General features: G+C 36.5%; 23 protein-coding genes, 1 other RNA gene and 1 pseudogene. 8 read left to right on the top strand and 17 right to left on the bottom strand.

The window, feature by feature from the left end:
• Positions 1–143: 143 nt before the first annotated feature.
• From ACE1OF_RS11565 to ACE1OF_RS11550, 4 genes are all read left to right on the top strand, one after another.
• Positions 144–344 (top strand): hypothetical protein, encoded by a 201-nt coding sequence (locus tag ACE1OF_RS11565; protein ID WP_448894614.1) that lies wholly within the window; start codon positions 144–146, stop codon positions 342–344.
• 42 nt (positions 345–386) lie between these two features.
• Positions 387–1,109: a 1-acylglycerol-3-phosphate O-acyltransferase gene (locus ACE1OF_RS11560; RefSeq protein WP_448894612.1), complete on the top strand. Its 723-nt coding sequence runs from the start codon at positions 387–389 to the stop codon at positions 1,107–1,109.
• Between the two features lies 1 nt (position 1,110).
• Positions 1,111–1,461 carry a ribonuclease E inhibitor RraB gene (rraB, locus tag ACE1OF_RS11555; RefSeq protein WP_448894611.1) on the top strand — a complete coding sequence of 117 codons (351 nt, stop codon included), beginning with the start codon at positions 1,111–1,113 and terminating at the stop codon, positions 1,459–1,461.
• A 132-nt stretch (positions 1,462–1,593) separates the two neighbouring features.
• Positions 1,594–2,712 (top strand): beta-ketoacyl-ACP synthase III, encoded by a 1,119-nt coding sequence (locus tag ACE1OF_RS11550; RefSeq protein ID WP_448894609.1) that lies wholly within the window; start codon positions 1,594–1,596, stop codon positions 2,710–2,712.
• Positions 2,713–2,824: 112 nt separating this feature from the next.
• Here ACE1OF_RS11550 and ACE1OF_RS11545 read toward each other — a convergent pair whose 3' ends face one another.
• The 10 genes from ACE1OF_RS11545 to leuS form a co-directional block, all read right to left on the bottom strand.
• Positions 2,825–3,979 carry a serine hydrolase gene (locus tag ACE1OF_RS11545; RefSeq protein ID WP_448894607.1) on the bottom strand — a complete coding sequence of 385 codons (1,155 nt, stop codon included), beginning with the start codon at positions 3,977–3,979 and terminating at the stop codon, positions 2,825–2,827.
• 207 nt (positions 3,980–4,186) lie between these two features.
• On the bottom strand, positions 4,187–5,023 hold the full coding sequence (locus ACE1OF_RS11540) for a septal ring lytic transglycosylase RlpA family protein (protein ID WP_448894606.1): 837 nt from the start codon (positions 5,021–5,023) through the stop codon (positions 4,187–4,189).
• Positions 5,024–5,058: 35 nt separating this feature from the next.
• Complete coding sequence (gene rodA / locus ACE1OF_RS11535) at positions 5,059–6,174, bottom strand: rod shape-determining protein RodA (protein WP_448894605.1); 1,116 nt, start codon at positions 6,172–6,174, stop codon at positions 5,059–5,061.
• Positions 6,174–8,165, bottom strand: a complete 1,992-nt coding sequence (gene mrdA, locus ACE1OF_RS11530; protein ID WP_448894604.1) for a penicillin-binding protein 2 — start codon at positions 8,163–8,165, stop codon at positions 6,174–6,176. Before mrdA ends, rodA begins: the two co-directional genes overlap by 1 nt.
• Before the next feature lie 107 nt (positions 8,166–8,272).
• Positions 8,273–8,743: a 23S rRNA (pseudouridine(1915)-N(3))-methyltransferase RlmH gene (rlmH, locus tag ACE1OF_RS11525; protein ID WP_448894602.1), complete on the bottom strand. Its 471-nt coding sequence runs from the start codon at positions 8,741–8,743 to the stop codon at positions 8,273–8,275.
• Positions 8,744–9,007: 264 nt separating this feature from the next.
• Positions 9,008–9,331: a ribosome silencing factor gene (gene rsfS, locus ACE1OF_RS11520; RefSeq protein WP_448894601.1), complete on the bottom strand. Its 324-nt coding sequence runs from the start codon at positions 9,329–9,331 to the stop codon at positions 9,008–9,010.
• 165 nt (positions 9,332–9,496) lie between these two features.
• Complete coding sequence (nadD, locus tag ACE1OF_RS11515) at positions 9,497–10,156, bottom strand: nicotinate-nucleotide adenylyltransferase (RefSeq protein WP_448894600.1); 660 nt, start codon at positions 10,154–10,156, stop codon at positions 9,497–9,499.
• A gap of 61 nt (positions 10,157–10,217) precedes the next feature.
• On the bottom strand, positions 10,218–11,273 hold the full coding sequence (holA, locus tag ACE1OF_RS11510) for a DNA polymerase III subunit delta (protein WP_448894598.1): 1,056 nt from the start codon (positions 11,271–11,273) through the stop codon (positions 10,218–10,220).
• A 37-nt stretch (positions 11,274–11,310) separates the two neighbouring features.
• Positions 11,311–11,823, bottom strand: a complete 513-nt coding sequence (locus tag ACE1OF_RS11505; RefSeq protein ID WP_448894597.1) for an LPS-assembly lipoprotein LptE — start codon at positions 11,821–11,823, stop codon at positions 11,311–11,313.
• A 37-nt stretch (positions 11,824–11,860) separates the two neighbouring features.
• Positions 11,861–14,485 carry a leucine--tRNA ligase gene (gene leuS, locus ACE1OF_RS11500; protein WP_448894596.1) on the bottom strand — a complete coding sequence of 875 codons (2,625 nt, stop codon included), beginning with the start codon at positions 14,483–14,485 and terminating at the stop codon, positions 11,861–11,863.
• 206 nt (positions 14,486–14,691) lie between these two features.
• Here leuS and ACE1OF_RS11495 point away from each other — a divergent pair, with 206 nt between their 5' ends.
• Positions 14,692–15,177, top strand: coding sequence for a zinc ribbon-containing protein (locus ACE1OF_RS11495; RefSeq protein WP_448894594.1), 486 nt, complete (start codon positions 14,692–14,694; stop codon positions 15,175–15,177).
• Positions 15,178–15,274: 97 nt separating this feature from the next.
• Complete coding sequence (locus ACE1OF_RS11490) at positions 15,275–17,668, top strand: Lon protease family protein (RefSeq protein ID WP_448894593.1); 2,394 nt, start codon at positions 15,275–15,277, stop codon at positions 17,666–17,668.
• A gap of 779 nt (positions 17,669–18,447) precedes the next feature.
• On the opposite strand, the gene ACE1OF_RS11485 is transcribed toward ACE1OF_RS11490, so the two are convergent.
• Together ACE1OF_RS11485 and ACE1OF_RS11480 are read right to left on the bottom strand one after the other, a co-directional pair.
• Positions 18,448–19,368, bottom strand: a complete 921-nt coding sequence (locus tag ACE1OF_RS11485) for a hypothetical protein (RefSeq protein WP_448894592.1) — start codon at positions 19,366–19,368, stop codon at positions 18,448–18,450.
• 148 nt (positions 19,369–19,516) lie between these two features.
• On the bottom strand, positions 19,517–20,149 hold the full coding sequence (locus ACE1OF_RS11480; RefSeq protein WP_448894591.1) for a tyrosine-type recombinase/integrase: 633 nt from the start codon (positions 20,147–20,149) through the stop codon (positions 19,517–19,519).
• Here ACE1OF_RS11480 and ACE1OF_RS11475 point away from each other — a divergent pair.
• Together ACE1OF_RS11475 and ACE1OF_RS11470 are read left to right on the top strand one after the other, a co-directional pair.
• On the top strand, positions 20,144–20,458 hold the full coding sequence (locus ACE1OF_RS11475; RefSeq protein ID WP_448894590.1) for a hypothetical protein: 315 nt from the start codon (positions 20,144–20,146) through the stop codon (positions 20,456–20,458). The two genes, ACE1OF_RS11480 and ACE1OF_RS11475, sit on opposite strands and share 6 nt — an antisense overlap.
• Positions 20,449–20,586 carry a hypothetical protein gene (locus ACE1OF_RS11470; protein WP_448894589.1) on the top strand — a complete coding sequence of 46 codons (138 nt, stop codon included), beginning with the start codon at positions 20,449–20,451 and terminating at the stop codon, positions 20,584–20,586. Before ACE1OF_RS11475 ends, ACE1OF_RS11470 begins: the two co-directional genes overlap by 10 nt.
• A 57-nt stretch (positions 20,587–20,643) precedes the next feature.
• Here the strand turns inward: ACE1OF_RS11470 and ACE1OF_RS11465 are convergent, their stop codons facing one another.
• The 5 genes and pseudogenes from ACE1OF_RS11465 to smpB form a co-directional block, all read right to left on the bottom strand.
• Complete coding sequence (locus tag ACE1OF_RS11465; protein WP_448894588.1) at positions 20,644–21,234, bottom strand: putative adenosine monophosphate-protein transferase Fic; 591 nt, start codon at positions 21,232–21,234, stop codon at positions 20,644–20,646.
• Complete coding sequence (locus ACE1OF_RS11460) at positions 21,235–21,399, bottom strand: YhfG family protein (RefSeq protein ID WP_448894587.1); 165 nt, start codon at positions 21,397–21,399, stop codon at positions 21,235–21,237.
• A gap of 66 nt (positions 21,400–21,465) precedes the next feature.
• Positions 21,466–22,006: pseudogene (locus ACE1OF_RS11455) on the bottom strand (replication endonuclease).
• 57 nt (positions 22,007–22,063) lie between these two features.
• Positions 22,064–22,414, bottom strand: a transfer-messenger RNA (tmRNA) gene (gene ssrA, locus ACE1OF_RS11450).
• Positions 22,415–22,497: 83 nt separating this feature from the next.
• Positions 22,498–22,986, bottom strand: a complete 489-nt coding sequence (gene smpB, locus ACE1OF_RS11445; protein ID WP_448894585.1) for an SsrA-binding protein SmpB — start codon at positions 22,984–22,986, stop codon at positions 22,498–22,500.
• Positions 22,987–23,167 lie beyond the last annotated feature (181 nt).

Below are 23,167 nucleotides of genomic sequence, written 5' to 3'. Positions count from 1 at the left end.
TAATAGATAGCCTGTGATGCAAGCCAAGACGAGTGAGGGGAAGCTACAGTATTATAATAATCAATGAATAATCTGTTACTCATCATTAAAAACGAAAAGGTTAACCATCAAATTTCTTCATCACAAAAAATGCACTAACAATCATGAAAGCGACTGAAATATTACACAAAGATATTGTCAATGCCTACCCTGAAATCCATAAAATTCGGTTAAATACCTTATTTACTTTTGTTCGCTCAGGTTTGCGTGACACTTATTTGATACGAGTTATTTATAAGAGTGGTATGCCGATCAAAGTTACTGTTAATCTAAATGACAGTAATAGTTTTATTGAGGCTGGCTAGTTTGTTATACTCGCCGTCTTAAATTTCATAGGAACTAACCAGTTGTTAACTTTTTTACGTTTTATTTTGATGTCTATTGTTTTTTTATCTATTTGTATTATTTCATGTTTTTATTGTTTATTAAGACCTTTTCATCGAGATAATGTTTATCATACTTCAAAGTATTTAGGTAAGATTACTAAGCTTCTTGGTTTGGGTGTTGAGGTTAGAGTACCTGATTCAATTAAAAATATAGGTCCAGTGATCTACGTTGCTAATCATCAAAGTAATTATGATGTGTTTACTGTTGCTAATGCTGTACAACCTGGAACAGTGACGGTAGGTAAAAAAAGTTTAAAATGGATCCCTATTTTTGGCCAAATGTATTGGTTAACAGGTAACATATTAATTGATCGTAAAGACACAAATAAGGCCATGGGCACTATGAGTGTTACGGTAGATAAAATTATTAAAAATAAACTTTCTGTTTGGATGTTTCCAGAGGGAACTCGTAGTAAAGGGCGTGGTCTTTTACCGTTTAAAACTGGTGCATTTCGTACTGCGATGAAAGCGAATGTACCCATTGTTCCTATTTGTGCGAGTAGCCAAGGAGACGCTTTTAGTTTGGGCCGTTGGAACAATGGAAAAATGATTATAGAACTGTTAGACCCTGTTTACATGCCTGAAGATAAAAACGTTACTGCGCGTAATCTTACAGACCAAGTACATGCGTTAATGAAAGCTAAAATCAGTCAACTTGACGAAGAAGTAGCAAAAGGTAAATAAAATGATTAATGAAGAATTACAACAATGGTTTGAACATACTGATGCACTTGTTGGCGAGTTATTAGAAGATGGTACTAATGAAGAAGTTTATCATACTATTGAGCATCACTTTGCAAGTGAAAATTTTGATTTACTAGAAAAAACCGCTATTGCTGCATTTAAATTAGGTTTTGAAATTGAAGAACCTGAAGAGGCAGAGCTTGAAAATGGTGATAAAGTATTTGCTTTTGATATTGTTACTGAGCAAATGCTAAATGCCGAGTTACTTAAAGCTGAAACAAAAAAAATGTTTGAACTTGCTCAACAATGCAAAGTGGATTACGACGGCTGGGGAACCTATTTCGAAGAATAATACTTTTACATAGGCTAGATAAATACTAAGCCTATGTAATGTTTACAGTAACCTCTTCCTTACAATCGACAAAACCTGCTAAATAAAATACACTAGTGGTCATACCTTATTTGTGTTTTTAGAGAAAATTATATGGCAGTTGTAATTAGTGGTACGGGGTTATTCACTCCTCCTGAAAGTATTTCAAATGATGAGTTGGTTTCTTGTTTTAATACTTATGTTGATCAATTCAATCAAGATAATGAGCAAGCAATTGCTAACGGGGAAGTAGCGCCCCTATCCCATTCAAGTAGTGCCTTTATTGAAAAAGCGTCAGGTATTAAAAGTCGCTATGTTATGTCTAAAGAAGACATATTGAATGTTGATGTAATGAGACCAACCTTTGTTGAACGACCAAACGATACGTTATCATTACAGGCGGAAATTGGCGTTGCTGCGGCAAAACAGGCAATAGCAGCTGCTAATAAAACAGCAGCGGATATTGATTTAGTTATTGTTGCTTGTGCGTATACTCAACGTTCTTACCCTGCTATGGCTATTGAAATACAGCAAGCACTTGGTTGTGCAGGTTGGGGTTTTGATATGCTAGTAGCATGCTCGGCTGCAACGTTTGGTATTATCAATGCCGCTAATGCTGTTCGTAGTGGTACCGCAAAAACGGTACTAGTGATTAACCCTGAAGTATTAACCCCACAAATTAATTACCGAGACCGAGACAGCCACTTTATTTTTGGTGATGTTGCTACAGCCTCTATCATTGAAGATGAATCTACCGCGACGGGTGAGCATCAATTTAAAATTATTGCTGAGCAACCTATTACGGAGTTTTCTAATAATATTCGTAGCAATATTGGTTATATGAATCAATGTAGCCCAGAAACGGCAAAAAATGTTGATAAGTACTTTATCCAACAAGGACGTAAGGTATTTAAAGAAGTATTACCTATGGTGTCTAATTTAATTGCTTCGCAAATGGAAAAAATTAATTTAGCACCTGAAGATATAAAGCGTTTATATTTACATCAAGCTAATATTAATATGAATAATTTTATTGGCAAAAAAGTTTTAGGACGTGATCCAAGCCCTGAAGAAGCGCCCATTATTCTCGATGAATATGCAAATACTAGTTCTGCGGGTTGTATTATTGCGCTACATAAACACCATCAAGGGTTTAGTTCAGGCGACAAGTCAGTATTGTGTTCATTTGGTGCTGGTTATTCGGCTTGTTGTTTAATACTTGAATATGTGTAAATAACGGATATGAATTATCGCTTTAAATAGGTTTGAATAAGCAAGAATAAAAAAGCCACACTTGAGTAATCATTTGTGGCTTTTTATTGGTATAAATCTTTTAATTCAAGTGTTATCCAAAAAATTGATTAAAGAATAATTTAATATAATCTACAATTTTTGAGAAGAAGCTACCTTCATTTACTTCTTGTAATGTTACCAATGGGTATTGAGCAACGTCTTCGCCTTCAAGTTGTAAGAATAATGTACCAACAACCGTACCTTTAGCGATTGGTGCAGTTAATTGTTGGTCTAATTCAAAGGTAGCTTTTAAGTTTTTACGTTGACCACGAGGAATGGTAATAGGGGTCTCTACTAATATTCCTAAATCAACTTCTTCCTTATCACCCATCCAAATTCGGTTGGTCGCAAATTTTTCGCCTGCTGTATAAGGAGTATAGGTTTCGAAAAAACGGAAGCCATAATTGAGTAATTTTTTGCTTTCCACTTTACGAGACCTTTCGCTTTCTGTACCCATAACTACGGTTACAAGACGCATATCCCCCTTAGTTGCTGAGGTAACTAAGCTATAACCTGCGTTAGATGTATGGCCAGTTTTCATACCATCTACATTTAAGCTTTTATCCCATAATAACGAGTTACGGTTATATTGCTTTATCTTGTTGTAGGTAAAAGACTTTTGTTTATAAATAGCATATTCATTTGGCACTTCACGGATAATTGCGCTAGCTAAAACAGCCATATCACGAGGTGTGGTCATATGAGCAGAGCTATCTAAGCCGTGACTGTTTTCAAAGAATGAACTCGACATGCCAAGTTGTTCTGCATGAGCATTCATTAAGTCGGCAAAAGCGCTTTCACTGCCAGCAATATGTTCAGCCATTGCGACACAGGCATCGTTACCTGAAGCAACGATAATTCCTTGATTTAGTAAGCTAACAGGTACTTCTGTACCTACTTCAATAAACATTTTTGATGAATCTGGAAAGTTTTTCGCCCAAGCATTTTCGCTAATTGTTACTTTGTCATCATTAGAAATATTGCCGCTTTCTAATTCTTTTCCGATGATATAGCTCGTCATCATTTTGGTTAAACTTGCAGGGGCTAATTGCATATCGGCATTTGTTTCTGCAATGACCTTACCCGTAGTGAAATCAATTAGAATATAACCTTTGGCATTAATTTGCGGAGCATCAGGAATAATAGTTGCGGCGTAACTAATAGGTGCTATTACTAGAGCTGTGCTTAATAAAGATGTTGTTATCATCTTAATTAATTTATGTGCAATTTTTTGTGACTGTTTGGATGTTTTTAATAGCATAATTATTTAATAGTGAAATGAATAGAATAATGAATTTAAGGTAAACCGTTGAAAGTATACCATCTCTAATTTACTTGGCTATGGTTGATGTGAAGTTAATTGTAAATATTAACTTCAATAACTTAACTAAGCTGTTTGAATGGCGATTGCACGTTATAATTTTCTTAAGTAGGCATTGGGGTAATTGCCCTGTTTTAGTTCTTGTAACAAATTATTGAGGGTTGTGGTATTAAGAATAGGGCCTATCTGAATACGATAAATGCCATCTTTTTCAGGGTAATGTACTGTTTGAGCATGTTTTTCAGCAAGTGTTTTAGCGGTTTCTTTGGCAAATTCTTGCTTGCTTGTTGCAAAAACTTGAATGTAATATTTTTCTTGGTTGGGTGCTTGATTTGATTTTATATCTGTTATTGTGTCGGTTGAAGGCACAGAATATTTTTTCTTTTCAGTTTCTGAATTTGTTAATGGGGTCGTCTTATTAAATTCAGTAATGGCGGTAATTTTTACTTTTGCAGTGCCTGCTTTTAGCATATCAAGCTTATAAGCAGCGCTGTAAGATAAGTCTATAATTCTATTTTCATGAAAAGGGCCGCGATCATTAGCACGAACAATAACTGACTTATTATTAGCAAGATTAGTTACTTTTAAATACGTTGGCAGGGGTAAGTTTTTGTGTGCCGCACTCATGGCGTACATATCATAAATTTCGCCGTTTGATGTTAAATGTCCATGGAACTTTCTTCCGTACCATGAGGCAATGCCTGTTTGTTCAAACCCTTGTGCACTATTTAATACTTTATAATCAATTCCACGTACACGGTAATTTTTATTACCGCCTCTACTATAGGGTTCTGCACGGGCTATCGCATCTTTAAGCTCACTTTCGTTTGGTAGTCGGCTTGGTATGCTATCGTTCGCATGTTTATAGCGTCCTGTGCTACAGGCACTTAAAAGTGTGAGAAAATAGATAATGAAAATTAATTTAAGCATTGAGTTAATTAGTACAAGTTAGCCATTTGTTAACGTTAAATATGAAAGCGCCGATGTGTTCCTACAGCCATTAGCATGCCAAACCCTGCAAGTAATGTCACCATTGATGTACCACCATAACTAACTAAAGGCAGTGGTACCCCAACTACAGGCAGTAAACCTGATACCATACCAATATTTACAAACACATAAACAAAAAAAGTTAAGGTTATGCTACCCGCTAATAATTTAGTAAATGCATGTTGGGCATTTACTGCAATATATAATCCGCGCATTACAATAAATAGGTATACTGCAAGTAGAATACTTACACCAATTAAGCCAAATTCTTCACTAAAAACGGCAAAAATAAAATCAGTGTGACGTTCTGGTAAAAATTCAAGTTGTGATTGCGTTCCTTGTAGCCAGCCTTTTCCATCAATTCCTCCTGAACCAATTGCAATTTTAGATTGAATAATATGATACCCTGAACCGAGGGGGTCTTGTTCTGGATTTAAAAATGTCATGACACGTTGTCTTTGATAATCTTTCATCAAAAACATCCATAAAATGGGTGCAAAAGCTGAAGCTAAACCAGCACATATACCAATTAATTTCCAACTGGCTCCAGCCAAAAAAATAACAAAAATTCCTGAACAGGCAATTAACAACGATGTGCCTAAATCTGGTTGTTTAGCAATAAGTAATGTTGGAACCAACAGTAAAATAAAAGCAAAAATAATAGTTGATAATTTTACAGGTAAGCTACTTTGGCTAACAAACCAAGCGATCATAATAGGCACAATTAATTTCATAATTTCTGAGGGTTGAAACTTCATGAAACCTAAGTCTAACCAGCGTTGTGCTCCTTTACCAACATGACCAAATAGCAATACAGCAACCAACATTAAAATACCTAATACAAATACTGGTACGGCCCACTTTCGATAGGATAGTGGTGGAATTTGAGCAATTACAACCATAACAATAAGCGCTATACCTAATCGAATAGCTTGACGGTAAACAATATCTAAATTTTGTCCTCCAGCACTATAGACGATAAATAAACCCAGTGCCATCAGCGATAATATGCCCAGTAATAAGGGCAAATCAATATGCAATTTTTGCCAAAGGCTACGAACTTTTTGTTCGTCTTGACCTCTATTACCCATTATTCTGCCTCAATGTTTGTTGTGGTTGTATTATGTGACGGGTGAGGGTGCTGGTGTACATTGGCATTGTCTGAGTTATCGTCATTTGAACTAGCATAGTCTAAGCTAGAGGTTATGACTCTATTGCCAAAATATTGATCCATAATTTGTCTTGCAACAGGCCCCGCATTGGTACCACCGCCACCTTTCGATACATTTTCTATTGCCACGGCAACAACAATTTCAGGTGCATTAAAGGGTGCAAAAGCAATGAACATTGCATTATCTCGTTTGTTTTCTTGAATGGCTTTTGCATCATATTTTTCATCTTGCTTAATACGCGCAACTTGGGCTGAACCCGTTTTACCCGCAGCGTCATACTTTGATCCTTTAAACGGTGTATAGGCCGTAGCGCCAACTTGTTGTACAGTGCGATGCATAGCATTGAGAATTAAGTCCCAGTTTTTTTCTTGTTTTAACACTAAAGGGGCTTGTTCTTCATAAATAATTTCTTCGGTTGATGCTTCGTCATCATTCGAACCAGGTAACATAGTTGATTTTAGCAAGTGTGGTACCTTTCGCTTACCACGGTTTACTAAAGTCGTTAGTGCTTGAGTTAGCTGTAAAGGGGTTACTGTCCAATAACTTTGCCCTATACCAACTGATAACGTTTCCCCTGTATACCAAGACTTATTATAGCGAGCGCGTTTCCATTCAATACTAGGCATAATTGCTTTGCTTTCTTCATGAATATCAATACCCGTGTAATCCCCAAAACCAAAGCGCTCCATCATGGTGCTAATTTTAGTTATGCCAAGTTTAAAAGCTAAATCGAAGAAATAGATATTACAAGATTGCTCAATAGCTCTATTTAAATCTACCCAGCCATGACCCCATTTTTTCCAATCTCGGTATTTATTCGGTAAACCTTTTAGCTGATACCAACCTGGATCCCAAATTTTTGTTTCAGGGGTTATTACTTCTTCTTCTAGGCCGGTTAACGCTAAGAAGGGTTTTACTGTTGAGGCAGGAGGGTAACCTTGTACGCTTCGATTAATGAGCGGGAGATCTTTTGAGTTACGTATTTTTTGCCAGTTTTTGTTACTAATGCCATGCACAAATAAATTACCGTCATAACTTGGATTTGAATACATAGCTAAAACCCCACCAGTGCGCGGATCCATAGCAACAACTGCTCCGCGCTTTCCTGATAATGCCCGTTTAGCAATCATTTGTAGTTCAATATCTAAAGTTAAGGTTAAATCTTTACCTGGTGTTGGTGGTGTGTAATCTAACGTTCGAATGATTCTACCTTGGTTATTAATTTCAACTTCTTGATGTCCTATTTTGCCATGTAAAATATCTTCGTAAAACTTTTCAATGCCTAATTTGCCTATATCGTGGGTTGCAGCGTAGTTTTCAGATTTTCCATCTAGCTCAAGTTGATTGGCATCTTTTCTGTTTATTCGAGCAACATAACCTAAGGTATGCGTGGTTAACTTACCAAAGGGATAGTATCGCTTTAAACGTGCATCAACAAAAATACCAGGGAATTTGTGTTGATTAACAGAAAAAATTGCTACTTGCTGTTCACTTAAGCGAGGGTGCAACTCAATTTGCTTGAAACGCCGTTTACGTTTTACTGAATTAAAAAACTTTTCTTGCATGTCTGTACTGATGTCAAGTAAGTCACTAATGTTAGTCACGCTTTCTTGCAAGTTTTTAGTCTGCTCTGGAATAACGGCTAAGCTATAAATAGGTTTATTATCGGCCAGAATCACCCCATTACGATCATAAATAAGGCCGCGATTAGGTGCTACAGGTAATAGTTTAATACGATTTGAATTTGATCGCGTTTGGTATTTTTCATAAGACGCTATTTGCAGTGAGTAGAGGTTACTAAACAACACCAGTACAAGTACGATTACGCCTACGAATGTGATAAAGGTGCGGCGTGCAAATAAATTTGCCTCTGCGCTGTGATTACGGATAATAACGCGACGAACAGCCACTAAGAGTTAACCTTTGTAAATAAAATCTTCACCATCGCAAATAAATTAGCCTTGGCATTCATACAACAACAGAGATTATAAATGATAACACAAAGGGGAGTCACTAGTTATTCTCTATGATACGGGTGGTTATTATTAACGCTCCAAGCGCGATATAAGCTTTCGGCAATAAGTACTCTAACCATAGGATGTGGTAAGGTTAGTGGTGATAAAGACCATTTTTGTTCGCTGGCATTAATACAAGCAGGTGATAAACCTTCAGGCCCACCTACGAGTAGAGCTACATCGCGGCCATCTAATTGCCAACGTTCAAGTTGCATAGCAAGTTGAGGGGTATCCCAGGGGTTACCTTCTACTTCTAATGTAACTATTCTATTACCTTTAGGAATTGCACTCAGCAATTGGTCACCTTCTTTTTCTAAAATACGTGAAATATCGGCATTTTTTCCTCGTTTACCTGCTGAAATTTCTACTAATTCAAATGATAAATCACGTGGAAATCGACGAGAATATTCGTTAAAACCTTGGGTAACCCAAGTAGGCATTTTAGTGCCAACGGCATATAAAGTTAGTTTCATAAATTAATTTTCTACGCCTTACAGAGATAATTATTAGTATCTATTTATTATCATTAAGAGTAATGATACAGCATTTCGAATTTAACGCCCGCAGACGAGAACATATACTGCATGGATGCAGTTAGTTAGAGAATGTTAGATGCACATTCTCCTGTTTACGTACTAAAGCAAAAACCGTAGTTTATACGATTAAAATCTTGGCATTGAATTTTTTATTTTAAATTAGTTACGCAACGGTGATTGTTTTTTATACTAAAAATTATATTAATTTTCAGCCCATAATTGTTCTAAGTTATATTTATCGCGCTGTTCATCTGTCATCACATGCACAATAATATCGCCTAAATCTACTAATGCCCATTCACCTATGTCATTTCCTTCCATTCCGCGTGGCTCAGAACCAGCAGCACGACATTCAATTGCTACAGATTGTGCAATAGACTTCACATGACGGTTTGAATTGCCTGAGCAGATAACCATATAGTCAGCAAAACTCGCTTTGTCGCTAATATGAAGAGAAATGATGTCTCTGCCTTTCATATCTTCAAGTTTTTCAATAACAAAATTCTTCAATTCTTCAGTTTGCAAGGTGTTCATCCTAGTGTCAGGTTTATGGTTTAATTTGGGTGCAAATTGCTGATAATCACAGCGTAAAATTTGCGATAAAGTAATAAGTTACAATTAGTCACTTATTCACTAATTTAATATTGGTTCAGCATAAGTGCGTAATAATAACACTTTTTAACATGATGGTTAACGGTAAAGCTGATTTTTGTTAATAAAATCGAATACTTTTGATGAAAGTAGGTGCGTACAATTTTTTCTGTGAAGTAAACGTTGTCTGATTTCACTTGATGATAAGTTAATATCTAACAAATTTTCACTATTGGGTAGGCTATTTGGCAGTAGTAATATTCCACCCGAACTCATATTTTGTAATGTCTTTACGTTTTCAACTTTGTGTTTTTCTAGCAATAATTGAGTTGTATTATCAATTGTTGTTAATTGATAATTTGGGCGAGTGTTAACGACCAGATGACAAAGCGATAAAATTTCTTTATATTTGTGCCAACGAGAGAAGGTTAACAATGAGTCTAGCCCCATGATGAAATGTAAGCGTGAGTTGGGGTATGAATGTGATAATTCTTTTAGGGTATCAACTGTGAAAGAATAACCATCTCGTGTGAGTTCTCGTTCATCACAATGCAGTATAGGCTCATCATCACAGGCTAATTTAACCATGGCTGCCCGTTGTGTGGCACTGACGTTGGGAGTGTTTTTGTGTGGCGGAATGCTTGCTGGAATCAATAAAACTTTTTCTAATGAAAGATGCGCTGCAACGGCTTTTACAGGTAAGGTATGCCCTAGGTGAATAGGATTAAATGTTCCGCCTAAAATTCCAATGTTATTCACAACTATTTACTCTTAAATATTAATTATTATGGGGGTGTTTAAACGATATTTAACATTAATATTAACCGTAGTTAAGTGAAAAATGTTGCATTGTTTCACCATGATAAAGTGTTACACAAAGATCGGCTAATAAAATAAAAGCATTAAATTCACTGTTGGTTTTGCTGAGTAAATCAATATCTGCTAGTCGTGATATGGCTTGCTTGATATTTTTAAGCGAAATGTGGGTAAGGGCATGCTGATATAAAGGTTTGCGTTTATCCCAAATGCGATATTCTTTATAAATATCATTGAGCGTTTTACCCTGTGCTATTTTGTATATCATGGCATACAATTGATTCATTTCTTTGTGGAATACCCAAATTACTTGTCCTGGCGCTGTGCCCTCCTGCTGTAATTGGTCTAACATTGCGATACATTTTTTACAATTACCCATTAATAAGGCATCAATAATTTGAAAGGGATTAAATTTTGCTTGTTTAATAACTAACTGCTCAGCGGCCTGTAAACTGATTGTCTGATTTTGAGGAAATAGCAAAGACAGCTTTTGTAACTCTTGTGCTAAAGCGGGTAAGTTGCCCTCGAACAGTTCTATTAATAATAAGGATAACTCGGGCGCTAGATTTACATTGAAATATCTGGCTTGACTTTGCAACCAACGAGGTAAGCTTTGAACGTCAATGTCGTATATAGGTACATAGCAACCTAGTTGCATTAAGGTTTTGAACCATTTTCGGTTAGCACTTGGGCCGTCAAGTTTAGGGCCGTGGAGTATAAAAATTACATCCTGAAGTGCTGCATTTTTCTCAAGTACTTCACTTAAAGCGAGTAAGGCTTTGTTGCCACTATCACCTATTTTTATCGTGGTAAATTCAACTTCGATAATACGCTGACTAGCAAATAAGCTCATAGACTGATATTCGTCCATCAACTGTTGCCAGTCAAATTTATTATCGCTACTAAAACGGATAATTTCGCTAAAACCTTGTTGTTGAGCATGGTTTTTTATTTGGGCTAAACTATCATTTTTTTGCCATGGTTCATCACCAAATACTAACCATACAGGTTTAAAGCCTTGCGATAAGGTTTGCTGTAGTTTGTTATGGTAAATTTTCATGGATGCCTTATGCTATGTAAATATAAACAGTTAATTGTTAGCGTTGGATCCTCGCCATATCGCGTAAAATCTTATCAGCGGCTGATTGTCTCATTTCTCTGAGTAGTAATGATAATTCTCGAGACTTTGCCAATGCTAAATTAGGATCATCTTGATAATCACGGTTTAGTTCGAAACGAAAATTTTGTGGTTCTTCAATAGGGTCACCGTCTTTCGGTGCGAAACGTAATTGGTAATTTACGGTGTAAATTAATTCATATTCCGCCACTTGCCCGTTTTCAAATACAGATAAGGTTCTTCTATCAAGTTTATCTGACATTATGCGTAGTTCAGGTGCTTGAGCATTTTTATGTTTTAGCACATTAACTTGGTTGCGAGATAGGTGCTGCTTAACTAAACGCGTTAATTCTCCATGAACATCACTGGAACTCACGTACAATGTTTGTAATTCATCGCTAAGTAAATAATCACCGCGCAGGTGAAATCCGCAACCTCCTAACCAGCTTGCTAGGAGTATAACGAGGTAAATACGACGAGTTTGTCTCGTCATATTTACGCTGACACGGTGCTTTGATGATAAGAGCATATTAGTTAGCCACAATGTTCAATAATTTCCCTGGAATATAAATAACTTTACGAATAGTGTTGCCGTCAGTAAATTTCAACACATTTTCATCATTTAAACCTAAGGCTTCAACGGTTTCTTTAGTGGCATCAGCTGCTACTGTTATTTTCGCGCGCAATTTACCGTTAACTTGCACAATAATCAGCTTTTCATCTTCAACTAATGCACTTTCATCAACAATTGGCCATTGTGCATTTTCAACCGTAGTATCTGTGTCGTTGCCTATTTGTTGCCACAAATAATGGCACATATGCGGTGTGATTGGCGTTAACATTAATACTACAGCGCGCAATGATTCTAGCATAACGGCTTTGTCTTCCATTGACGCCATTGATGCTTTGCTTAAGTGATTCATTAATTCCATTATAGCTGCAATAGCGGTATTAAAGGTGTTGCGACGACCAATATCGTCGGTTACTTTAGCAATGGTTTTATGTAATTCACGACGCAGTTTTTTCTGTTCTGAATTTAATGTTAATGCGTGAATATTAGTAGTAATGGACTCATTGGTTGTTATTTCAGTAAAATCGTGAATAATTTTATAGACACGTTTAACAAAACGGTGGGCACCTTCAACACCCGCATCAGACCATTCTAACGTTTGTTCTGGTGGTGAAGTAAACATAATAAATAAACGCACAGTGTCTGCGCCATATTTATTAATAACTTCTTGCGGGTCAATACCGTTATTTTTAGATTTTGACATCTTACTCATACCAGCAGAAATAACGACTTCTCCATCTGTTTTACTGATGGCTGAAACCACGTGGCCTTTTTCATCACGTTCAACGGTAACGTCACTTGGCGCAATCCATTCTTGTGCGCCGTTATCTGCTTCACGGTAATAAGTATCAGCTAATACCATGCCTTGGCATAATAATTTTTTGTAGGGTTCATCACATTCAACTAAGCCAACATCGCGTAATAATTTATGGAAAAAACGCGAATAAAGTAAATGTAAAATAGCATGCTCAATACCACCAATATATTGGTCGACAGGCAACCAGTAGTTAGCTTTTGCCGAATCAAGCATTTGTGTATCATCGTTGGGTGAACAATAACGTGCGTAATACCATGAAGATTCCATAAAGGTGTCGAAGGTATCAGTTTCACGTAGTGCGTCTTCACCATTAAAAGTGGTTTTTGCCCATTGTGGATCATCTTTAATAGGAGAGGTTACACCATCCATTACCACATCTTCTGGCAATACAACGGGTAACTCATTTTCAGGCACGGGCACCGATTCACCATTAGCAAGGTTAATGATTGGAATGGGCGCCCCCCAATAGCGTTGTCTAGAAACGCCCCAGTCTCGTAAACGAAAGTTAGTGGTGACTTTTCCTTTATTTTCACTGGCTAATTTTTCACTGATCGCCTTAAATGCTTGCTCAAAATCCAAACCGTCAAATTCACCTGAATTAATTAACATACCTTTTTCAGTGATGGCCGCTTTACTGATGTCATCGGCTTCTTGGTTATTTTCATTTGAGGTAGTAATTACTTGCGTAATTTCAAGACCATATTTTTTGGCAAATTCATAATCACGTTGGTCATGCCCTGGTACTGACATTACCGCACCTGAACCGTAGTCCATCAAGACAAAGTTGGCCGCCCAAATGGGGACTAATTTACCCGTAAGTGGGTGAATTGCTTTAAAACCAGTATCAACGCCTTTTTTCTCCATTGCAGCCATGTCGGCTTCGGTGGTTTGATTGCTTTTGCATTCTTGAATGAAGCTTGCAAGCGCAGGGTTTTCTTTCGAGGCAATTAACGCTAACGGATGTTCAGCAGCAAGTGCTACATAGGTTACGCCCATTAATGTGTCTGGACGAGTGGTGTATATGTCAAAGCTTTCTTGTTTGCCTTCTACTAGACCGTTTACTTGAAAGGTCATATCAACACCTTGCGAACGACCAATCCAGTTGCGTTGCATGGTTTTTACTTGCTCTGGCCAATCGGTTAATTGGTCTAAATCATCCAATAATTCTTGGGCGTAATCTGTAATTTTAATAAACCATTGAGGAATTTCTTTCTTTTCAACAACTGCGCCAGAACGCCAGCCGCGACCATCAATAACTTGTTCGTTTGCTAATACGGTTTGATCAACAGGATCCCAATTTACTGAAGAATTTTTCTTATAAACCAAACCTTTTTCATAAAGTTTAGTGAAAAACCATTGTTCCCAGCGATAATAGTCTTGTTTACACGTAGCGAGTTCTCTACCCCAATCGTAACCAAAACCAAGGGATTTTAATTGGTTGCGCATGTAGTCAATATTTTGATAAGTCCACTTACCGGGAGCACTTTTGTTTTTAATTGCTGCATTTTCAGCGGGTAAACCAAAGGCATCCCACCCCATCGGTTGCATTACATTTTTGCCTTGCATGCGTTGATAGCGCGAAATTACATCGCCTAAACTGTAATTGCGAACATGCCCCATATGTAAACGCCCACTAGGATAAGGGAACATAGCAAGACAGTAAAACTTCTCTTTACTGTCATCTTCTACGGCTTTAAATGTATCATTTTCAGTCCAAAAATTTTGTACTGTCGCTTCAATTGCTTGGGGATTATAAATGGCTTCCATTAAGGGGTCTCTAACGCTATATTTAGGTATTGTCTCGTGAATTTTATCTGCTTAGTTTATGATAAGAACAGTATAAAATGCGTAATACACTTGAGTTTAAATTATCGCGATAGAATACCTTATCTGGCTAGTTAACAACAAGCTTAATTGGTAATTTTGTCTATACTATTAGTCAAAATTACAAACAAAAAGAACAGGAATGTGCTATGACAAATGAAAAAAATTATCTTGTACAAATATATCAAGATCTCAGCAACTGGCTTGATGAAGCAAAAGAGCTGCAAAAACCCAAAGTGATTGAGCTGCTCAAACAGGCTAAACTTTATGCCAAAGCGGCGGAAGAGTTATCAGAAGAAAAAGTAAATCAATTTACGGAAAATTTAAAATATGATTTACATGACTTTTATCAACAAAATCAATCGCAAGCGAAAAACTCAACCTATTTAGGTTTACTCGAAGAAACATTATGGTCGAACCTTGCTCAATTAACTGATAAATCGCAAGTTGAATGGGCAGAATTAGTTGAAGATTTTGAACATGATGGCGTATATAACACTGGCGACATTATTGGGTTTGGCGAGTTGGCTTGCCTTCAATGTAATGAAAAGCTTCATGTTATGCACGTAAGTGAGGTACCCGTTTGTGCTAAATGTGGCGGTACAAGTTTTACTCGTTTACCGCTAGACCCTTAATTGTCAGTGAGTTTTTATATTGTGAGCAAAGCGGTTAGCGGGTACAATATGGCAATCGCTTTCTCTATCTTAAAAAGCACATTTCTCAAGGACATACATGACCACAACACCTGCTTTACAATGTAAGCTTACTGCAGCACAACTTAGCGCAACTTTATCAGCAGCGCTTTTTTCTCAAAATACTCCCTCAAGTGAAATAGAACAAACGTTTGTAGGCCATGAACGCGCCAAAGAAGCGTTAGATTTTGGTCTGTCAATGTCGTCAGTTGGGTTTAATGTGTTTGCCATGGGAGAGCACGGAACGGGAAGACAAACCCTAATTCAGCAACTGTTAACTAAGTTGGCAAAACAACAACCAACCCCCACTGAGTGGTGTTACATCAATAACTTTGATGAAACTCACACGCCATATAAGCTTTATGTAAATCCTGGTGATGGTAAACAACTTTTATCGCGCATGAATAAATTTATTGATGAGCTGATGGATTTGTTCCCTGAAATTTTTGATAATCCCGGATATCAAAGGCAGAAGTCGGCCATAGACCGTGCTTTTAATAAAAAATATGATGACGCAATTTCTGAAGTTGAAAAAATTGCTTTAAAAAACAATGTCTCGTTATTTGAAGAAAATGGTGAGGTTGGCTTTTCACCCTTAGTTGATGGCAAGCCATTAAATGATAAAGAGTTTGCTAATATTAATGAAGCTGATAGAGCAACTTTTTATCAATTATTAGCAGAGCTTGAAGTGGTGCTTGCTGAGCAATTACTTGAACTACCATTGTGGAAGCGTGAGTCATCAGATTTATTGCGGAAGTTGAAAAATGAAACAGCAGCGCAAGCGATAAAACCTTATTTAACCGAATTAGAGCAAGAGTTTAGTGAAAACCCAGGTATTTTAAAATACCTCAGTAAAGTTAGTAATCATGTTGTTGATGTTTCATTAGAAATTTTGGTTAATGATGAAGATGATGCGCCAAATGATAAAGAATTACGTAAGCTGTTGGTTGAACGCTTTTTACCTAACTTACTCGTGGCACGCAGCATTGATGAAGGTGCTCCCGTTGTTTACGAGCAAAACCCTACCTATCAAAACTTGTTTGGTCATGTTGATGTTTCTAGTTTTCAAGGCAGTACTTACACAAGTTATCGATTAATTCGCCCAGGGGCTTTACACAAAGCAAATGGTGGTTATTTATTGCTTGATGCAGATAAATTGTTAACACAGCCATTAGTGTGGTCGCGTTTAAAATTAGCGTTAAAAACAAGGCAAATTACCATAGAAAATCCTTACTCTGAACTTAGTCAACCGGGAGCGTATAGCTTACAGCCTGAGAAAATACCGCTGCAAGTTAAAGTGATTTTATTAGGTGATGCTGAAATTTATTACACCCTGCAAGATTATGATCAAGAATTTACAGAACTATTTAGAGTGCTGGCTGATTTTGATCATTACTTAGACAAAAATGATGACAATTTAATCGCGTTTGGTAATTTAATTCGACAACGTGCTTATCGGCATAATTATCCTAATATTGATGACGAAGCAGTGCTTGAATTGGTTCGTTATGCATTAAGGCGAGCAGAACACCAAAATAAAATTTCTGCCAATATTGTTCAGGTTAATGATTTATTAGATGAGGCTCACTATTGTTGGGAAAAAAATGGCGCCAAACGTACATTAACCGCAGAACATGTTGCCATGGCATTAGCCGCCAAAAAACGTCGTACAGGTAGACTAAGCGAAACCTGGCTTGATGAAATTAAAGAGCAACAAGTATTAATTAGTACCGAAGGTGAGTTTATTGGCAAAGTGAATGGCCTAACGGTATTAGAAATTGGTGATAGTGTATTTGGCACGCCAGCCCGCATTACGGCAACAGTATATGCCGGAAGTGAAGGGGTTACCGATATTGAACGTGAAGTAGATTTGGGTAAGTCGATTCATTCTAAAGGTGTGCTGTTATTAACGGGTTACTTAGGGCACAAATATGGTCAAAACTTTCCTGTTTCTATTTCAGCTAATATCGCAATAGAGCAATCTTATGGTCATATCGATGGCGATAGCGCTTCAATGGCAGAACTTTGCGCGTTAATTTCTGCCGTAACGCTATTACCAATAGATCAAAGTTTGGCAATTACTGGCTCGATAAATCAGCATGGTGAAGTACAGTCTATTGGCGGTGCCAATGAAAAAATTGAAGGTTTTTTTCAATTATGTAAAGACAAAGGCTTAACAGGAAAACAAGGGGTAATTATTCCCAAAACAAATGTTATTAACCTGATGCTAAACACAGAAGTTATTGAAGCAGTAGAACGTGGCGATTTTGCCATTTATGCTGTTGAATCTATTGACCAAGCGCTTGAATTATTAATGGCAACCCCAGCAGGAACAATGAGCAGAACAGGACGATACCCTAAAAAGTCTATTCATGGTTTAGCCTTGGCTAAGCTCTCTCACTTTGCCCAACTGTTAGATGGTGATGAAGAATAAGGTGCCCCAACTGAAGTTATTGTTACAATGTATGTTACTAAATAATTAAGGGTTCTATCAAACGGGGTAGGACGCTACAGACCAGTAAATACGGTTAATTCGTTGATTTTAGATGAAAAAAAGACGCCCTAAGACGTCTTTAATCTTATTGTTGGTGGAGCTGGCGGGAATTGAACCTTTGTAATTCATTTTACTTTCAAAGCCTTATATTTATTACTGTCAAAATACTGCTGTTCTGATGTTATAAAAGAAGATAAATTATTTTTTTTCATTATTGTTAATAGCCTCACTTTCTGCCATATCCAAAGCCATTGACCAGTTTTTAGAAACAAGATAAATAGAAACACCTACAAAGAACCATGATAATAAAGCCAAAATTAAACAAATAGATATGAAGTAAGCATTATCACTATAACCAATAGAAATTTGGCTTAAGGCACTTATAAATGAAAAAACAATTGATAATATTAACCAATCTTCTGTCCCTTTTGTCGTCGTTGTTTTACTGCATCCTGATATTGACTTAGATCGTAGTAATCCTCTTTCATTGTTTTAATTATTACAGACTTCATTGAAAACAAAAATGACCCCATAGTAAAACCAGAAATAAATAGGGCAGTTCTAAACTCTTGATGATATTTTACTATTTCACAAACACTATCCATGTTAATTACTCTTGTAACTCTTTTGACTGATTTTGGATATCTGCTTCAAGCTGGGCGTTGTAATCTTTAGCACTAAAAAGCTTCCAAGAAGTGTCGCCTTTTACTCCAAATATTTCAGTTTGACACACTACACTCTTCAATTATTTTTACCAATGCAGCGCAGCTTGTGTAGTTTTTCCATTTAGTTGATGGGAGCAAGTCAACATAATCATCATAATCAATTTTACCAAAATTATCTTGGTTATCACCAACTGCTAACTCTAGAGCATCACCAGAGTGTGAAAGACCTATTAATCTTAATGTTTGCTCTTTCTTCCAAGAAGAAAACGGCTGGAAAATAGACTTCACCAATCTTTTTATTTCTTTTACAGGACTATCTTTATGAAGGTCTAATTGTAGATGTGCTTTTTTTGTCATAGGTTCTATTGGAGTAAAGCAACCAGCATCATCCAATGCATTATCAGCTCGAAGAACTATTTTATGAATCTCTCGGTATTTTGGAAGCAAGTTTTCTAAATCTGATGGTGTAACTAGTATTTTTAATGAGAATTGACCCCAGAACATTTCCCTCGCTTTTTTATCAACATTATCAATATGTTTTTTACCGAATTCAGTTAGTTGATTTTTTCTATCTTTTATTTTGTTAAGCCTGACAATTTCATGTTGTTTTCTGAAAAGCTCATTTATTGAAGTAGGTGAAGCAGAACCATTATAACTGTATAACAAACCTTTGTTAGTTAAAGGGTTTAAACAAAAAACGCAAACTTCTGTACCGTGCTCACCTGCCTTTAGCTCAGATTTGTTTATTATAAGATCTCCTTCGGAATCTTTCTGAGTAGCCAATGATTTTTTATTAGTTTTATAAGTAAGAATTAACCCACAAATATAACTATCGACAACATCTGTAAGCAATATGTGTTTTTTGCTATAAATCGCTATCTCTTTTTCTTCTATAGTTTCTAGTTGCTGAAAAAATTCACCAATTGAAATGTTTTTTGCAATCTCTAGTTCAAAACCAACAATCTTAACTCTCATTTTCCATCCTTAAAAAACAACTACAACATATATTATTCATAATATTCACAAATAATATAAAAGTCACTTGATTTCATATGTCTAAAAGGATTAATGTGTACATTTGTACACAATTAGATGATTTCTTAATTTTTAATGTTATTTATTACTAATGGTTATCTGGTATCCACCGTGCATAAGTGCTTAGTGTCATAGCTATGTCACTATGACCTAATTGTTTGGCGACCCAAGCAATTGGCTCGTTTTCAGTTAACATAGTTGAAGCATAGGTATGACGAGTGTTGTATTTCTTGCGAAATTTCACGCCTGACTTTTTAACAGCAGGAACCCAACCACGATGATAAATAGCGCGGTCATCACGCCAAGGTTGCATTTTTTTAGGGGTAATGAAAATGCGATCTTGCTCTATTGGTAGAAGTGTTAGTTGTGCATTTAATGCTGCTAATGCTTGCGAGGGTAATTGGTGGGTACGTTCATCTGACTTAGTTTGAGTGCCTTTCATACGGCCTTTAACTAAAGCTTTTCTAACAAAAATAACTTGCCGCTCTAAATCAATATCATAACGGCTAAGTGCTAAAAGTTCACTTATTCTAAGGCCAGTCCAAAAAGCAAATTCATACAAGTTACGCACATAGCCTGTCATTTGAGCTAATATCTTTTCACGTTCACTAGTTGTAAATGGTTCAGGTTCAGCTTTAATATGTTTAAAGCGACTTACCCTTGTCATAGGATTACTATCAATTACTTCATCAATATAAAGCTCTTGAAATACTGAATGCATGATGATATTGGTGCTAAATCATGGTTATGCTTTGTGCCATATGGCTCAAATGGGAAAAAGAGAAATGAATATTTTCCTCAATTAAATAATATCGAAAAAGTATTGCCTGAAATAGGTAAAGGCACATCAAGTATTGATTATCGCGTTAGTCAACTCAAAGACACGTCAAAGTTAGTGAAACGATTTGCAAACTTTAAGTTTGATGGTAAAAACCGTTGGTTACTTCCCTCTTTAGTTGCAATGACTTATATCGCTTTTCTAGTATTGCTATTCACAAGTACAGGCGTATTACCTAAATCATGGCAGTAATTCGTGAAATTAGAACCGTCGTCTATGAAGGTATTTTCCCTATTTGTCAGGGTAAAGTAGATGTGATTCAAAGTGGCAAAGAGTTTCATTCAGCGTTTAATTGGGCAATGCCAAGAAGCTCGTTATGAACATTTATTCAGTTTTGATCATATAACAAAAAAAGGAAAATCGCTTAGGTAGCGGTGCTATTCACTTATACAACGTGAAAAAATATTTTCTAGCAATGAATAATCACAATGAACACTGTTGATATTGGCTTGTATCCATTCGTCTTTATTTACATTTGCCCATGAAATTCTATAACCACAATTAACAATGATATGCTCAAATAATATCCTTTGTGAACGGCCATTACCTTCTCTGAATGGGTGAATTATATTCAGGTCACCATAGAATTCAGCAATTTTTATAACCAAATCTACAATTGAAATATCTTGATAGTAATTATCTTTAGTTAATATTTTGAAAAGTTTATCTGTTTCATGTTGGATATATTCAGGACGACAAAACATGGTATCGCCCTTGTTCATACCTATTGTTCTAAGTTTTCCAGCCCAATCGTATAAATCACCAAAGAGGTTTTGGTGAATATTTTGTAAATAAGGGAAATCATAAGGAGGTGGAGCAAAGTCAATTAAAGCAGAAGAAATATCACTAATTTCATTTTCTGCTTGTTCAAGAATTATAGAGTTTTTGATGTTCAATTTATTAATTAAAACATCAGTGTTTTTGTAACAGTATGGGTCGTTACCAGTGCCATACTTGAGTGATGTCATTTAAGACGCTAAAGCCTTATATTTAGCAATTACGCTTTCTTTGGTCATAGCTTTGTTATTTGTACTTTTAACATCAACGCCTTCTAATCTCATGCTTTCACGGTAATTAGCGGAGCGTGTTTGTCTTACAAACTCAATTTTTTCAGCGAGGCTTGTTAACGCCATAAGTTCACCTAAATATTGGTTGAGATTTAATATATTCTACCTGTAAATATACTATATAAGCGTGTTCTATTCAAATGAACAAAGATGCCAATGAGGCGTACCGTCATAATGTGGCTCTACAACTCTAAAACCATAAGGGGATATTTTTCTTTTGTAGGGCAGAGCGAATCAGTTTCCAATTATTATTAAAATAGTCGTTTACTTCTTTAGGTGTTGCACCGTTAAATTTAGGATTTGATTTACTGGATGATAAAACAGCATGTATTTTTGACGGTGAAGTAAGTGTATAGAATTCCCCTGTATGCCCCATTTGACTTGCTACTTCTTCAAACCCTCTAATGCGTGTCATTAGTTCAGCTTTACGTATTCTAGGATTAGAGACTGATTTTTTGTAAATCTCTAATAGGCTAAAAGTTTGACCATCTTCATTGGTGATTTGATTTGCTAATGCATTAGCGAAGTAAGGATGACGTTTAAATATTTTATTTCGGTATGAATAACACTCGCGTGTGCCAATGTCATTTAAGGACGATGGCAAAATCGTGCCATTTTGTAGCCCAAACAGGACTATCTGAGACCAATTTGGTTCCAGAAACAAAAAAGCCATAGCCTTTAGAATCAAAGGCTACAGCTTGGTTTTGTTGACTTACGTCAACCATGAGTTTGGTGGAGCTGGCGGGAATTGAACCCGCGTCCAAAAAACCTACATCCTCGGTACTACATGCTTAGTCGATTATTTGTTTAACCAATTAGACGCCAGTCGACAGGCTTCGTCATGGTGAGCTTGATACTATTTCGCGGTTCAGCCTCAAGCATGCTTCCCTCGCTAACCTATTTGGGGTGACCATCAATCCTCTAACCAATAGGTGAGATTTCAAGGTGATGGCTAGCCTTAGGCGGCTAGTGCGAACGTTTCGTCGTTTGCAATTATAGTTTTGCGGCTTTTTACCAGGCCAACCGCCCCTGGGCATGCACCTTGGGTTTCGTGAATCTTGTCGAATCCTGAATCAGCCCCAAAGTTTTACTAACGTTTACGTGTTAGCAATATTTTAATTATACAGCGTTTTACTAAATAAAACCAAGATAAATAAATGAAGATTACTTCAAATCTTTATTTTTCATCATGCGGCCTTGTTCAACTTTCCATTCTCGGTCTTTAATATCAGCACGTTTGTCATGGTCTTTTTTACCTTTACCAAGATAAAATTCCAATTTAACCCAACATTTTTTCCAGTACATTGCTGTTGCAACCAGTGAATAACCGTCTCGTTCAACCGCACCAATTAGCTTATCTAATTCTCTGCGATTTAGCAGGAGTTTCCTAGGTCGAGTGGGATCACAAACCACATGGGTAGATGCTGAGATAAGTGGGTGAATTTCTGCGCCCACTAAATAAGCTTCACGGTCTTTAATATGTACAAAACACTCGGAAATATTCACTTTACCTGTACGGATGCTTTTTATTTCCCAACCTTGCAGGCTCATTCCGCCTTCAAACTTGTCTGTTAAGGTGTAGTTGTGCCTCGCTTTTTTGTTCAAAGCGATAGTATTACTGTTCGATTTGTTACTTGATTTTTTCTTTGCCATTTTGAATTCCATGATTAACGGCGGTGATTATACCTACAAACTAGTTTTTTTATATAATAAATTTCTGTTTTATATAAAAAGGATGGCGTTGATATTACTTTAAATGACGTTATTGATAAATGACAGGTTTGATATAAGCGCTACTTTAATAGTTAGCCGATCATTTTTATCTGGTTGCGTT

The organism is Colwellia sp. E150_009 (assembly GCF_053543955.1).
Note: the sequence above shows the minus strand (reverse complement) of the source record. Positions and strands in the feature narration are given on the sequence as shown.